The sequence below is a fragment of the Curtobacterium sp. PhB115 genome (genome assembly GCF_003752025.1).
Taxonomy (GTDB): domain Bacteria; phylum Actinomycetota; class Actinomycetes; order Actinomycetales; family Microbacteriaceae; genus Curtobacterium.
Window position 1 is genome coordinate 656,208 of the sequence record NZ_RJKR01000005.1, and the last position, 14,843, is coordinate 671,050.

Here is a 14,843-nt window from a genome sequence, read left to right on the forward strand (position 1 = left end):
GCCGACGCCCGTGCGTGTGCATGTTCCGACGATCCACGCGTCGATCGACTCGTGTTCTGTCGCTGCATGACCACGCATCCGGTGCGTGTGCATGTTCCGACGATCCACGCGTCGATCGACTCGTGTTCTGTCGGATGATGCGCGCGGACAGACCCACGCAGCTGGGGCACTGAACGCGCCGACCACCGGCCTGGAGGCACGGTGCGGGCCCGCCCCGCGCCTCCAAGCCGACGGATGCGCACGTCCAGAGCACGCAGCAACGCCCGGCAGGATCGCTCCTGCCGGGCGCTGCTGACCGTGGGTGCTAGCTGCGGCGCATGCGGCGCGCCACCGTCACCCCGATCCCGGCGAACAGGAGCAGGAGCGCCATCGCGATCATCGGCGCGGCGTCCGCACCGGTGTAGGCGAGCGTCCCGGTGGGGGTCGACCCACCGTTGCTGCCGGCTCCGGTGGCGAGCACGACCGTGAAGGTCACCGGGTCGGACGCGGCGGACTCGCCGTCCTCACCGGTCTGCGTCGCCGTGATCGTCACCGTGCCGGGCCCGAACGCCGCGATCGGCGTGCAGGTCCAGGTGCCGTTCGCGGCGACCACCGCGGTGCACACGACGACGGTGCCGACGTGGACGATGACCGTCGCGCCGGGCTCGCCGGTGCCGGAGATCGGCGGGTTGGGCGTCGTGACGGTGCCACCGTCCTCCGGCGAGGTGATCACCGGGGGCTCGGTCGTCGCGGCGGGGTCGTACGTGTAGGACAGCGGGTCGGACGTGCCGGCCGCCGTCGTCACCGTGACCTCGACGACACCCGCGGCGTGCGCCGGCGTCGTGAAGGTCAGCGTCGTGCCGTCCGCCGAGGTGCTGTCCGGCGTGATCGGGTCGGAACCGTCGACCGACACCGTCGAGTCGTCGGTGAACCCGGTGCCCGTGACCGTCACGACCGTGCCACCAGCAGCCGGACCGTGGTCGGGGTCGAGCGCCGTGAGCGTCGGGACCGCGGCCGGAGCTGCGACGTAGGTGTAGGTCAGGGGCTCGGAGGTACCGGCGCCGTTGGTCACCGTCACGGGGACGTCACCGGCGGCGTGCGCCGGCGTCGTGAACGTCAGCGACGTGCCGTCGTCCGAGACGCTGTCCGGCGTGATCGGGTCGGAACCGTCGACCGACACCGTCGAGTCGTCGGTGAACCCGGTCCCGGTGACCGTGACGACCGTGCCACCCGCGACCGGACCGTTGTCGGGGTCCAGCGCCGTCAGCGTCGGCGCCCCAGCAGGAGCCGGGTTGTACGTGTACGTCAGCGGGTCGGAGACCCCGGAGTCGGTCGTGACCGTGACGTCGACGGCACCGGCGACGTGCGCCGGGGTCGTGAACGTCAGCGACGTGCCGTCGTCCGAGATGCTGTCGGGCGTGATCGGGTCGGAACCGTCGACGGACACCGTGGCGTCCTCGGTGAACCCGGTCCCCGTGACCGTGACGACCGTGCCGCCGCCGACCGGGCCGTTGTCCGGGTCCAGGGCGGTGAGCGTCGGGGCGACGGCCGCCGCCTCGACGTACTCGAAGAGCAGCGGGTCCGAGGTCCCGGCGTCGGTGGTGACCGTGACGTCGACGTCACCGGCGTCGTGGGCCGGGGTCGTGAACGTCAGCGACGTGCCGTCGTCCGAGATGCTGTCCGGCTCGATGGGGTCGGAACCGTCGACGGACACCGTGGCGTCCTCGGCGAACCCGGTGCCGGTGACCGTCACGACCGTGCCGCCGGCGACGGGGCCGCTGTCGGGGTCGAGCGAGTCGATCGTCGGGGCAGCCGCGACGGGCGTGTAGGTGAAGCCGAGCGGGTCGGACGTGCCGGCGGGCGTGGTGACCGTGACGTCGACCTCACCGGCGGCGTGGGCCGGGGTGGTGAACGTCAGCGACGTGCCGTCGTCCGAGACGGAGTCGGGCTCGATCGGGTCGGACCCGTCGACGGACACCGTGGCGTCCTCGGTGAAGCCGGTCCCCGTGACGGTGACCGAGGTCCCGCCGGTCGTCGGACCGTTGTTGGGGTCGAGCGTCGTGAGCGTCGGGACCGCGAGCGGACCGGCGTTCGGGCCGACCGCGGCGGAGGCGAGGTTGACGACGGCGGCCGGGGTGGCCGCGTTCGGCAGGAGCCCGACGCGGAGGGCGCGCTGGGTGAAGACGCCGTCGCCGCTGGTCTCCTGCACGTTGCCCTGCAGCGAGACCACGTCGGTGAGGGCACCGGCGAGGGGCGTGACGACGGTGGCACCGAGGCCGCTGATGACGTCGTTGATCGGAGCGACGACCTGGGCGAGCACCGGGTTCACGATCGGCAGGACCTGCCCGACCGGGACGGGGACGCCGAGCAGCGTGACCGTGAGGCCCTGCAGCGACGTGGTGAGCTGCGTCACGACGCCCTGCAGCGCGGCGGTGACCGCCGGCAGGAGCTGCGTCGTGAGCGCGTTCGTGATGTACGGCAGCAGCTCGGTGTTCGGAGCCAGGTCGTTCAGGTCGAGACCGGCGTTGGTGAGCACGGCGGCCACGTCGATCGTGATCGCACCGGTCTGCAGGTTCGCGGTGATCGACCCGTCGGCGCTCGTGACGTCGGTCGCGGAGTCGAGCACCGTGACCAGGTTGGGGATGCCCTCGACCTGGACCAGCGGACCGAGCACCGCGAGCAGGTTCTGCAGGTTGTCCACGGTCGGCTGGAGCGTGCCGAGCGTCGTGCGGAGTCCGGTGACCGTGGTGCCGAGCGCGGGGCTCGTCAGGCTCAGGTCGAGACCGGCGACACCGTAGTCACCGGTCTGCGCGCCGTCCGGCCCGGCTGCCTGGGCAGCGGTCGCCGAGACGGCACCGACCTCGAGCTGGGCGTTCGCGAGCGCACCCGCCAGGTCGGTGCCGATGAGGCCGGACAGGTCGAGCGTCGCGTTCGCCTGCGGCACACCGTCCTGCCCGCCGACGCCGATGCCACCGGTGTTCGTGACCGCACCGGACGCGGCGACGGAGCTGCCGTCGGCGTTCGCGGCGGCGTACTGGTTGACGGCCCCGAGGGTGAGGATGCCGTTCTGGCCGAGGAGGTTGAGTCCCCCGCCGAGGTCGACGTTGACCGCGTTGAGGGCGGTGACGTCCAGCGGGTGGACGTCGGTGACCGCCGCGCCGCCGGTGTTGACCGCGTCCGCCGGGGTGACGGTGAGGATGTCGTCGAGGTTCAACCCGAGCGCGGAGCCGCTGATGAAGCGCCCCTGCCCGGTGGACGCGGCCGGTGCGGCCATCGCGGGAGCGGCGGCGAGGATGCTGCCACCGGCGCCGAGGAGGGCCACGGTGACGACCGCGATGCCCTGTGTTCTGCCTGACCATCGGGTGGATGTGGGCGCCCCTGGGTCTTTCCGGGCGCGCTCGAGTACTCCAAGCCTCATGTGGCTTTGCTCCTGATCCTGGTGCTGGTTCGGCAGTTGGTGATGCTGCCTGCAGCTCGAGTGCTGTTCCGGTGAGCGTAACCCTGAAGGGGCACACAAGACCAGCGCCCCCGAACGGGGGTGTGCGCCGTGCGGACGCCGGGATCGATCAGATCTCGACGTCGCTGCCCATCGTCACGGTGCGGTGCGGCGGCAGTCCGAACCGGGCCGCGGGATCGGCGGCGTTGTGCGCGAGACCGACGAAGAGCTTCTTCCGCCAGGCGATCATGCCCCGGTTGCCGGGCATCGGTCGGAGTGCGCCGCGGGAGATGAAGTACGACGCGCGGAGCATCTCCTCCGGGTCGATGTCGAGGATCTCCGCCAGGCACGCGGCGTGCAGCGCCCTCGGCAGGTCCTGGTCGTCCGAGAAGCCGAACTTCACGGTGATGTGGTCGATGCCGTCGTCCTCGTAGCCGAGGTCGTCCCGGTGGAACGCCCGCGCGTGCGGCACGTGCGGCACGTTCGCGGTGAGGACGGACACGATGAGGACGGTCCGGTGCACCACGTGGTTGTGCTCGACGTTCGCGCGGAGCGCCAGCGGGGTGGTCTCCTTGTTCGGGTGCGGGAACACCGCGACCCCGGGGACCCGGGCGACGTGGTCGTGGTTGATCCGGTCGATGAACTCGGCCAGGGACCCCTCGCGCTCCTTGCGTTCCTCCTGCACGAGGGCACGGCCGCGGCGCCACGTCGTCATGAGCGTGATCACCGCGAGGGCGATGAGGAGCGGCACCCACCCGCCGTGGACGATCTTCGACAGGTTGCCGGCGAGGAAGGTCAGCTCGAGGCCACCGAACGCCACCGCCGCGACCACGAGCTTCCACGGCTTCCAGTTCCAGAGCGGGCGCACGACGAGCAGCAGCAGGAGGGTGTCGACGACGAGCGCGCCGGTGACGGACACCCCGTACGCGGTCGCCAGGTTCGCCGACGAGCGGAACGCCAGCATGATCGCGAGCACACCGATGAAGAGCAGCAGGTTCACCGCCGGCAGGTAGATCTGCCCGCTCTCCTGCCGCGAGGTCTGCCGGATCGTCAGCGGCGGCAGCAGCCCGAGCTGCACCGCCTGCCGGGTGAGCGAGAACGCCCCGGAGATGACGGCCTGGCTCGCGATCACCGTCGCGATCGTCGCGAGCACCACCACCGGGATGCGCAGCGCGTCCGGGAACAGCAGGAAGAACGGGTCCTTCGCGGCCGACGGGTCGCGCAGCACCAGCGACGCCTGCCCGAGGTAGTTCAGGACGAGCGCCGGGAACACGACGAAGAACCACGCGCGGAGGATCGGGGACCGCCCGAAGTGGCCCATGTCCGCGTACAGGGCCTCCGCGCCGGTGATCACCAGGACCACCGCGCCCATCGCGACGAAGGTGATGTACGGGTGCGCGAACGTGAACGCGATCGCCCACGTCGGCGAGAGCCCCTGCAGGACGCCGGGGTGCGCGAGGATGTGCGGCACCCCCGCCGCGGCGATCACGACGAACCAGAGCAGCATCACCGGGCCGAACAGGTTGCCCACCTTGCCCGTGCCGAACCGCTGCGCCGCGAACAGCAGCACGAGGATCACCGCGGCGATCGGGACGACCAGGTGCCCGACGGACGGTGCTGCGGTCCCGAGCCCCTCGACCGCGGACAGCACCGACACCGCCGGCGTGATCACCGAGTCGCCGTAGAACAGCGAGACGCCGACGATCCCGATGACGAGGAAGATCACCGCGCCGCCGCGTCGCTTCGCGTAGAGCCGGCGGGCCAGGGCGGCGAGCGCCATCACCCCGCCCTCGCCGTCGTTGTCGGCCCGCATCAGCACGAGGACGTACTTGATCGAGACGATGATCGTGATGCTCCAGAACATCATCGAGATGACGCCGTAGACGTCCTCCTGGTTCGCCTTCACCAGGCCGTCGTCGATGGTGAACACCGTCCGGAGCGCGTACAACGGGCTGGTGCCGATGTCGCCGAACACGACGCCGAGGGCCGCGAGGGCGAGGACGGCGACGCTCTTGCGTGGGCCGTGGCCGCCGTCGTCGGTGGTCTCGGCCGTGGGCTCCGTCGGGGTCTGGGAGCGGGTCTCGGTCACGCTCGGCACTTCCGTCTCCGGCCGTCCGGGCGACGGCCGCCGCTCATCATCGCACCGCTCGCGGGGTGCGCTCGCAGCTGGCGCACATGCGTGCGCTGTGCGGCTCTCGGCGTGCGCATCCGTCGGCCTGGAGGCGCGGGGCGGGCCCGCACCGTGCCTCCCGTCCGGTGGTGGGTGCGGAAGACTGCCCGGCGTGCGTCGGGCAGGTCAGGGACGCAGTCCGAGCACCAGGTCGTGGACCACGCGTGCGGCGCGCGCCGCGGCGCCGTCCAGGTGCTCGCGGAACTCCGCACCGTCGGGTGCGCACAGGTCGCTGATGCACCGGACGGACACGAACGGCATGTCGTGCACGTGCGCGAACTGTGCGACGGCAGCGGATTCCATGTCGACCGCGGCCACCTCGGGGAAGGCCACCCGGAGTGCACGGGCGCGGCCCTCGGTGACGAAGACCTCGCTCGAACCGATGGTCGCGGACCGCATGCGGTAGCCCGTGTCGGCGGCCGTCGCGAGCGCGACCAGCCGGGGGTCGGGCGCGTACCCGGTGGGCATCCCGGGCACCTGGCCGAGGGCGTAGCCGAACGCGGTGGCGTCCGCGTTGAGGTTGACGTACCGGTCACCGACGACGACGTCCCCGATGTCGATGCCGTGCATGAGCCCGCCGGCGGTCCCGACGCTGATCACGGGGATGCCCGGTCCGAAGTCGTGGAAGCCGTGCGCGACGGCGGCCGTCGCGTTCGTGAACCCGATGCCGCTGCGGCGGACCGCGACGACGGCACCGCCGATGTCGAACAGCTGGTGCGGGTCGTGGCCACCGACCGGGCCGTCGAGGATCGGCACACCGCCGAAGAGGTCGGCGATGGCCGACACCTCTTCGCTCATGGCCGCGATGATGATCGCGACGGGGGCTTGGTGCTGCACTGATCGATCCTCGCACGGCAGGAGGGGCAGCGACCGCCAGCTACCGCTGCCGGTCCAGCTCGTCGGCGACGAAGGCGGCGAGTGCGTCCGCGCCGAAGTGGTCGTCGGCGGTGATCGTCACGACGGTCCCGCCCTCGTCGAAGAGCAGCATCTGGCCGTACGCGCCGTGCAGTCGCCAGATCCGGCCTGGGCCACCCCACCCGGCCATCGCGTAGCGGTGGTACCCGGGACCGGTGCCCTCGCGCTCGAACCAGTCGGTGTGCATCGCGTCGCACCACCGGCCGCTGACGATGCGCCGTCCGCCGGACACGCCGCGGTCCTCGATCAACCGGCCGATCCGGGCGAGCTCCTCGGTGCGGAGCGCGATGCCCTCGCCGGCGGCGACGTACCCGTTCGGACAGCGCTGCCAGTCGACGTCCTCGATGCCGAGCGGGTCGAACAGTCGGCGTGAGACGAACGCGCCGACGTCGCCGACCCGGGTCTCGAGGACGCGCATCGCCGTGTACGTGCTCGCGTTGGCGTACTGGAAGACGCGGCCGCGCGAGGGGCGGCGGAGGAACTCGGTCGCGAGGTCCGGCCAGTCCGTCAGCTCCGTCGCCGACCAGGGCATGTCGATGCCGCTGGTCATGGTGAGCAGGTGGCGGAGGGTGACGCCGTCCTCGCGGATCGGCTCGTCGACGTCGACCAGGCCGTCGTCGGCGGCGATCCCGGTGGCGAGGACGCAGATGCCCTTCGCGGCCGAGTGGACCTCGCGGCGGAGGTCCGGGGTCCAGTGGTGCTCGGCGACGTCCCTGCCGCTGCTGCCGGTGCTGACGTGCATGCCGTGCGCGGTGAAGCCGGTCTCGTCGATGTGCCGGACGACGGCGTCGAGGATCGTCTGCGCGGAGCTCACGCCCCCATCATCTCGCGGACGGAGCGCTTGCTCGCGGAGGGGGCGCGTGCTCGCGGACGGGGCGCTTGCGGCCCGCGGCCTCACCAGTGCCGGTGGCAGCGGTGCGGGTGCGTGTGCATCACCGACTCGACGACGACGATCGCGTCCTCCGGGTCGCTCCCGCGGAGGGCGTGGGCCATCACCCGGAAGCAGACGCCCCAGAACACCGGCCGGAGCGTGCCGTCGTCCTGCCGGTCGATGGTGGCCGCGGCGCGCAGCACCGCGGCGGCATCGCCCGAGTCGGCAGCGGCGTGGGCCCGCGCGAGCACGTCGCGCTGCAGGGAGGCGAGGGATGCCCTCGTGGTGTGGCGGTCCCGGTCGACGTTCGTCATGGGGGTGATCTTCGCCGTGTGCACGGTCGCCTTCCCCATCCGGATCGGGTGACCTCGTGGCTGGCCGGATTCTCATCCACCCTGGGCGAGGCGCGGCGGTGGCGCGTCGGAGAGCATTCGGCGGGACGGGACGGAGGCGCGATGCAGGAGTTCCTGAGCAGCCTGCTGAAGAACTCGTCCTTCGGCGCGTGGGACGTGGTCCTCGCGGCCGTCGTGCTCGTCTGCGGGTGGGTCGCCTCGGGGTGGGCGCGACGAGGGGTGGTCGCCGCCCTGTCGAAGTGGAGCGGCCTCGGACCGAACGTCACCAACACCACTGCGCGCCTCGTGCGGTACGCCGTCCTGCTCCTGACGGTCGGGATCGTGCTCACCGTCCTCGGCGCGCCGCTCCAGCCGGTGCTCGCCGCGGTCATCATCGTCGGTGTCGTCGCGTTCCTCGCCCTGCGCGGCATCGCGGCCAACTTCGGCGCAGGGTTCGTGATCCAGGCCCGGCACCCCGTCCGGATCGGCGACTCCATCGAGGTCGAGGGCGTCGCGGGACGGATCGTCGAGATGACCGGGCGCTCGGTCCTGCTCAGGACCTCCGAGGGCAAGACGATCCGCATCCCCAACACGATGCTGCTGGAGTACCCGCTCTGGAACGTCAGCGAGTCCGGGGCCGTCCGCAGCGAGGTCCGGGCGCGCATCCACGGCGCAGCGGACCTCGACGTCGTCTGCCCGGCCGTGCTCGACGCCGTGGCCTCGGTCCCCGACCGTGCCGCCACCGACCCCGAGGTCTTCCTGCACACGCTCACCCCGGCGTGGGCGGACGTCAGCGTCCGGTTCTGGTCGCCCTACGACGACCGCGAGGTGGCGCGGTCCGCCGTCGTCCGGGCCGTGGCCGCGTCGCTCGCCGGAGCCGGCCTGACCTGCTCCGTGTCCTCGGACGCGCCGCGGTTCCTGACCGCGTTGGTCGATGCGGTCGACTGAGGCGGGCCCGGGACGGGCTGGTCCTGGTCCGGGTCCGGGCCGGGCGGCCGACGCCTGGCGGCCCGACGTGCTCGGCCGGGACTACGAGGCGCTCACCCTGCCGCTCGGCGAGGACGACGAGGGGCCGGTCGTCGCCACGATGGTCCGGCGGACCGCCACGCACCGACCCCCGAGGTCGTGGTCGAGCGGCCTCGCGCCACGGACCGACCACCGTCCGCTCGCCGGGTCCGACGTCGTGTACGTGCACGGCTGGTCGGACTACTTCTTCCAACGGGAGTTCGCCGAACACGTCGAGCGGCTCGGCGCGCGGTTCTTCGCCGTGGACCTCCGCAAGTACGGCCGGAGCCTGCTGCCCGGTCAGACGCCCGGGTACGTGGACGACCTCACCGCGTACGACGCCGACCTCGAAGCCGCGCTCGTCGCGATCCGGCAGGGCGACGGCGGGCACGCTCGTCGTCGGCTGTTCCTCCTCGGCCACTCGACCGGCGGCCTGACCCTCGCGCTCTGGGCGGCTCGCCACCCGGACCGGGTCGACGGGCTGATCCTGAACAGCCCGTGGCTCGAGTTCCAGGCAACGAAGTTCGGTCGCGAGGTGCTCGCGCCCCTCATCCGGCTCGGCGCGAAGCACAACCCGCTCGCGCCGATGCCGGTCGTGGACCCGGGCTTCTACACGCGGACCGTGTCGAGTGATGCCGAGGGGTCGTGGACGTACGACCAGCACTGGCGACCCGTCCGCGGGTTCCCCGTCCACCCCGGCTGGCTCGCCGCCGTGTTCGCCGGGCAGGACACCGTCGCGCAGGGACTCCACCTGCGCATCCCCGTCCTGGTGCTGCTCAGCACCCACAGTGCCCTCGGTCCCCGTTGGACCGAGGCGATGGCCCACGCCGACGTGGCGCTGAACGTCGACGCCGTGGCCCACCGCTCGCTCTCGCTGGGGAACGACGTGACCGTCGTCCGCATCGCCGGAGCGCTGCACGACGTGATGCTCTCCGAGCCCGCGGTCCGTGAGCACGCCTACGTGGCGATCCGGCGGTGGGCCCGAGCCGTGCCGCTCGCGCACTGAGGTCGGTCGTCGGTCGGTCGGTCGGTCGGTCGGTGGGTCGGTGGGTCGGTGGGTCGGTCGATCTCACCCGTTTCGGGCGTACTCGCCGCGCGTGCGCGTGGCGATGCTCGTCGCGCAGACCAACGAACGGGAGCAGACCATGGCCAAGCAGTTCTCCGGGAAGATCGAGCTCGACGTCCGTGACTCCGTCGCCGACTGGGACGCGTTCATCCCGTCGAAGGCACCCCAGGGGTCACCGAACGTCCTCGTCGTGCTCTACGACGACACCGGCCAGGCCGCGTGGTCCCCGTACGGCGGCCGGATCCAGATGCCGACGATGGAGCGACTCGCCGCGAACGGCCTCACCTACTCGCAGTGGCACACGACCGCGCTCTGCTCCCCGACCCGCTCGACGTTCCTGACCGGGCGGAACCACCACGCCAACGGGTTCGCGACGATCTCGGAGTCGTCGACCGGGTTCCCCGGCTACAACTCCCACCTGCCCCCGGAGAACGCGACGATGGCGAACGTCCTGCGCGACGCTGGCTGGTCGACGTTCTGGGTCGGCAAGAACCACAACGTCCCGATCGACGAGTGGACGGCCGGGTCGTCGAGGAAGAACTGGCCGCTCGCGCAGGGCTACGACCGGTTCTACGGCTTCATCGGCGGCGAGACCAACAACTGGTACCCGTCGCTCGCGGAGGACAACCACTACATCGACCAGCCGTCCCTGCCGGAGGACGGCTACCACCTGTCGAAGGACCTCGCCGACCAGGCGCTGAAGATGATCCGCGACACGAAGCAGACCGAGCCGGACAAGCCCTGGTACATGTGGTTCTGCCCCGGTGCGAACCACGCGCCGCACCACGCCCCGCAGGAGTACATCGACAAGTACAAGGGACAGTTCGACGACGGGTACGAGGCGTACCGCGAGTGGGTGCTCCCCCGGATGATCGAGCGCGGTGTCCTGCCCGAGGGCACCGAACTGACCGACGTGAACCCGATGACCCCCGGCACGTTCAACCCCACCGACGAAGTCCGGCCGTGGGCCGAGCTGGACGCCGAAGAACGGGCGATGTTCAGCCGGATGGCCGAGGTCTACGCCGGATTCTCCGAGTACACCGACGCCCAGATCGGCCGCATCGTCGACTACCTCGAGGAGTCAGGCCAGCTCGACAACACGATCATCATGTACTGCGCCGACAACGGGGCATCCGGCGAGGGCAGCCCGAACGGCTCCGTGAACGAGGGCAAGATCTTCGGCGGCTACCCGGACGACCTGGCCGAGAACCTGACGAAGGTCGACCAGCTCGGCAGCCCCGACACGTACAACCACTACCCGACCGGGTGGGCCATGGCGTTCTCCACGCCCTACCGGATGTTCAAGCGGTACACCTACCAGGGCGGCGTCTGTGACCCGTTGGTCATCTCGTGGCCGGCCGGCATCGCCTCCCGCGGCGAGGTGCGCAACCAGTACCACCACTCGACGGACATCGTGCCGACGATCCTCGACGCGTGCGGGGTGACGTTCCCGGAGACGTACGACGGTGTCGAGCAGGCACCCCTCGCCGGGGTGTCGATGCGGTACAGCTTCGACTCGGCATCGGTGCCGACCGAGAAGCACACGCAGTACTACGAGATGCTCGGCAACCGCGGCATCTGGCACGAGGGCTGGAAGGCCGTGGCCGAACACGGGCCGATGGCCGGCACGAGCGGCTTCGACGGCGACCGGTGGCAGCTCTTCCACACCGACGTCGACCGCTCCGAAGCCCGCGACCTCGCGGACGAGCACCCGGACAAGGTCGAGGAGCTCGTGGCGCTCTGGTTCGAGGAGGCGAAGGCGAACAAGGTCCTGCCCCTCAACGACCTGCAGATCATCGGCAACCCGAAGGACTTCGAGACCTTCATCAAGATGGAGTTCAACGTCCCGGTCCCGCCGAGCGGTCAGTACACGTACTACCCCGACACCACCGAGGTCCCGGAGCGCTCCGCTGCCAACGTGCACGGCGTCTCCTACAAGGTGATCGCCGACATCGACTTCACCCCGGACACCGAGGGGGTGGTGTTCGCGCACGGTTCGCGCTTCGGTGGGCATGCCCTCTACGTCAAGGACGGGCAGCTGACCTACGTCTACAACTTCCTCGGCATCCCGCCCGAGAACGTCGTGTCCGCGCCGGCTCCGACGTCGGGCCGACACCTCGTCGGCGTCTCCTTCACCAAGGAGGGCACTGGCGAACACCGGGAGGCGACGGGACCACTCGCGCTGTTCATCGACGACGAGCAGGTCGCCGACATGCAGATCCGCACGGTCCTCGGCCACTTCTCGCTCTGCGGTGAGGGCCTCTGCATCGGCTACGACAGCGGTGACGCCGTCACCGAGGCGTACGCCGGCAAGCGGTTCGCATTCCACGACGGCACGATCCACAAGGTCGTGTTCGACATCGCCGACGACGCCTACGTGGACCTCGAAGCGCACCTCGCGGCCGCGCTCTCGCGGGACTGACATGACCGACGCGAAGGTGGGGGCGAACCGGCCGTGGTTCGCCCCCACGCTCCGCGGCTACGACCGACGGTGGCTCAGCCGCGACGTGATCGCCGGGCTCAGCGCAGGCGCCGTCGTGGTCCCGCAGGCGATGGCGTACGCCACGATCGCGAACCTGCCCGTGCAGGTGGGGCTCTACACGTGCATGGCCCCGATGGTCGTGTACGCGCTGCTCGGCGGCTCGCGGGCGATGAGCGTCTCGACGACCTCCACCATCGCCACGCTGACGGCGACGACACTCGCGTCGGCCGGCGTCGCCGCGACCGCGGACGACGCTCCCCACGCCCTGTCGACGCTGACACTCCTGGTCGGTCTCATCCTCGTCGTCGCGCGGCTGCTGTCGCTCGGCTCGCTCGTCGAGAACATCAACAAGGCGACCCTCGTCGGCGTGCAGATCGGCGTCGGCGCCACGGTCGCCGTCGGGCAGCTCCCGAAGCTCCTCGGGCTCACGGACGACCCCACCGGGAAGGGGTTCATCCGATCCGTGCTCGCCGTCGTCGAAGCGATCCCGCACGCGCACGCCGCGACCGTGCTGCTGTCCGTCGTCTCGGTGGCCGTCCTGTTCGGTCTCCGGCGCTGGCTGCCGCAGGTCCCGGCACCGCTGATCGTCGTCGCAGGCGGGATCATCGCGTCCGCCGTGCTCGGCTTGCCCGACCGGGGCGTCGAGGTCATCCCCCCGGTCCCGAGTGGGCTGCCGATCCCGGTCCTGCCCGACCTCGCACTCGTCCCGGCGCTCCTGCCGGGTGCCTTCGGCATCGCGATGATGGCGTTCCTCGAGTCCGCGGCGGTGGCACGGGGCATCCGACAGCAGGGCGACGCGCAGATCGACAGCGACCGAGAGCTCTTCGCGACGGCCGTGGCGAACCTCGCCGGCGCCGTCACCCGGACCCTCCCGGCAGCCGGCGGCTTCTCGCAGAGCGCCGTCAACCAGCGCGCCGGCGCCCGGTCGCAGGTCTCCACGCTCGTCACGGCGGCCCTGGCGGTCCTCGTCGCACTCGTGCTCGGTCCGGTCCTGGCGCTCATGCCGACCGCCACGCTCGCAGCGCTCGTCCTGACCGCGGTCATCGGCCTGATCGACATCGGCGAACTCCGCCGGATGGCCAGGGTCAGTCGCCGGGACTTCTGGCTGGCGACGGTGACGGCGGCCGTGGGCCTGACCGCCGGGCTCCTCGCAGCGGTGCTCGTCGGCGTACTCGGCACGTTCTTCCTGATCCTCCGCGAGCTCCAACGCGTGCGGCTCACCACGGGTCCGTCCCGCGGACAGACCGTCAGCGCACGCGTCGAGGGAGCCGTCTACACGGCGAACATCCTCGGGTACGAACGAGCGGTCATCGCCGTGGCCGAGGGTTCCCCGGACGCGACGGTGCTGGTGCTCGACCTCACGCAGATGCGCGAGACCTCCGTGACGGTGCTCGACGGACTCGCGGACCTCGACCGGGAGCTCCAGCAGCGCGGCGTGGTGTTGCGGCTGTCCGGGCTGCCCCCACGGGCGACGGCGACCGCTGCCCGGACGGAGTGGTTCCAGGGACTCGTCGAGCAGGGACGGGTGTCGTCGACGCTCGACGAGGGGCTGCGGACGCCCTGACGGAGCGCGGGTCCGACGGGGCGGGTCCCTCGGCTCGGGTCAGACGTCCCAGGCGACGCGGAAGCCGATGTGGGTGGCGGCCGAGTCGTCCGTCTGCGGTGATCGGGCCGCCGGCCGGTAGCGCAGGCAGTACTCGGGCGCGCAGAGGTGGGAGCCACCCTTCAGCACACGCATCGGAGCCGTGCCGTGCTGGGCCGACTGTCCGTGCTCGTTCGACGACGGGCCGCAGCCGCAGTGGTCCGCAGGGCCGTCAGCGCTCGGGTCGTGCCGCGGGTCGTAGGCACTGTCCGTCCACTCCCACACGTTCCCGATCAGGTCGACCAGGCCTGCCGGGTTCGCCGGGAACGACCCGACGGGCGAGGTCCCCACCCACCCCTCGGCGCCGACGTTCCGGTACGGAAACGCCCCCTGCCAGGTGTTCGCCATCAGTCGACCGTCCGGTCGCGCCTCGGCCCCCCACGCGAACGCCCAGGTCGGGTCCGCGCCGAGTCGAGCGGCGTACTCCCACTCCGCCTCGCTCGGCAGCCGGCCCCCGGCCCACCGGGCGTACGCGGCGGCGTCCTCGTGCGAGACCTGCACCACGGGGTGGTCCCCGAGATCGTCGACCGAGGACCCGGGGCCGCGCGGGTGCCGCCAGTCCGCGCCGGGAGTCCACTCCCACCACGCACGCCAGTCGGACAGGTCGACGGGGCCGTCGGTGGGGCGGAACACCAGCGACCCGGCGGCACGCTCGTCGTCGGTCAGGGCTGGGTACTCGTCGGCCGGCAGCGGCCGCTCCGCCACCGTCACCCAGTCGGTCTCGTCGACGAACTCGGCGAACTCGGTGTTCGTCACCGGGTGCGTGCCGAGCCGCAGCGGTCCGACCGTCCGCTCGTGCACCGGTCCCTCGTCGGCGTAGTACCGCTCCGACCCCATCAGGAACGTGCCGCCGGAGAGCTCCACTGCCGAGGTGCGTGTGCGCATGGAGGCAGGGTGCGGCAGGCCCGTCGCCGTGGGATCACCCGACACGGGTGAGGTGCCCCG

At 71.5% G+C, this 14,843-nt stretch carries 10 protein-coding genes; 4 read left to right on the forward strand and 6 right to left on the reverse strand.

All coding sequences use genetic code 11. The features are described from left to right. Positions 1–304: 304 nt before the first annotated feature. The 5 genes from EDF19_RS03325 to EDF19_RS03345 form a co-directional block, all read right to left on the reverse strand. Complete coding sequence (locus EDF19_RS03325; RefSeq protein WP_123679475.1) at positions 305–3,301, reverse strand: IPT/TIG domain-containing protein; 2,997 nt, start codon at positions 3,299–3,301, stop codon at positions 305–307. 244 nt (positions 3,302–3,545) lie between these two features. Then, positions 3,546–5,504 carry a potassium transporter Kup gene (locus EDF19_RS03330; protein ID WP_123679922.1) on the reverse strand — a complete coding sequence of 653 codons (1,959 nt, stop codon included), beginning with the start codon at positions 5,502–5,504 and terminating at the stop codon, positions 3,546–3,548. Between the two features lie 207 nt (positions 5,505–5,711). Next, entirely contained in the window at positions 5,712–6,422 is a 711-nt protein-coding gene (mtnN, locus tag EDF19_RS03335; RefSeq protein WP_123679476.1) for a 5'-methylthioadenosine/S-adenosylhomocysteine nucleosidase, read from the reverse strand. Positions 6,423–6,462: 40 nt separating this feature from the next. Continuing rightward, on the reverse strand, positions 6,463–7,314 hold the full coding sequence (locus EDF19_RS03340) for a serine hydrolase (protein ID WP_123679477.1): 852 nt from the start codon (positions 7,312–7,314) through the stop codon (positions 6,463–6,465). A gap of 80 nt (positions 7,315–7,394) precedes the next feature. Beyond that, positions 7,395–7,685: a hypothetical protein gene (locus EDF19_RS03345; RefSeq protein ID WP_148071021.1), complete on the reverse strand. Its 291-nt coding sequence runs from the start codon at positions 7,683–7,685 to the stop codon at positions 7,395–7,397. 141 nt (positions 7,686–7,826) lie between these two features. Here EDF19_RS03345 and EDF19_RS03350 point away from each other — a divergent pair, with 141 nt between their 5' ends. From EDF19_RS03350 to EDF19_RS03365, 4 genes are all read left to right on the forward strand, one after another. Then, the gene (locus EDF19_RS03350; RefSeq protein ID WP_123679479.1) at positions 7,827–8,651 is read left to right on the forward strand and encodes a mechanosensitive ion channel family protein; all 825 of its coding nucleotides are present in this window, start codon (positions 7,827–7,829) and stop codon (positions 8,649–8,651) included. After that, positions 8,638–9,714 (forward strand): alpha/beta hydrolase, encoded by a 1,077-nt coding sequence (locus tag EDF19_RS03355; protein ID WP_123679480.1) that lies wholly within the window; start codon positions 8,638–8,640, stop codon positions 9,712–9,714. Before EDF19_RS03350 ends, EDF19_RS03355 begins: the two co-directional genes overlap by 14 nt. A gap of 91 nt (positions 9,715–9,805) precedes the next feature. After that, the gene (locus tag EDF19_RS03360; protein ID WP_311317091.1) at positions 9,806–12,196 is read left to right on the forward strand and encodes an arylsulfatase; all 2,391 of its coding nucleotides are present in this window, start codon (positions 9,806–9,808) and stop codon (positions 12,194–12,196) included. 1 nt (position 12,197) lies between these two features. Then, complete coding sequence (locus EDF19_RS03365; protein WP_123679481.1) at positions 12,198–13,820, forward strand: SulP family inorganic anion transporter; 1,623 nt, start codon at positions 12,198–12,200, stop codon at positions 13,818–13,820. Positions 13,821–13,859: 39 nt separating this feature from the next. Here EDF19_RS03365 and EDF19_RS03370 read toward each other — a convergent pair whose 3' ends face one another. Then, positions 13,860–14,783 carry a formylglycine-generating enzyme family protein gene (locus tag EDF19_RS03370; protein WP_123679482.1) on the reverse strand — a complete coding sequence of 308 codons (924 nt, stop codon included), beginning with the start codon at positions 14,781–14,783 and terminating at the stop codon, positions 13,860–13,862. Positions 14,784–14,843 lie beyond the last annotated feature (60 nt).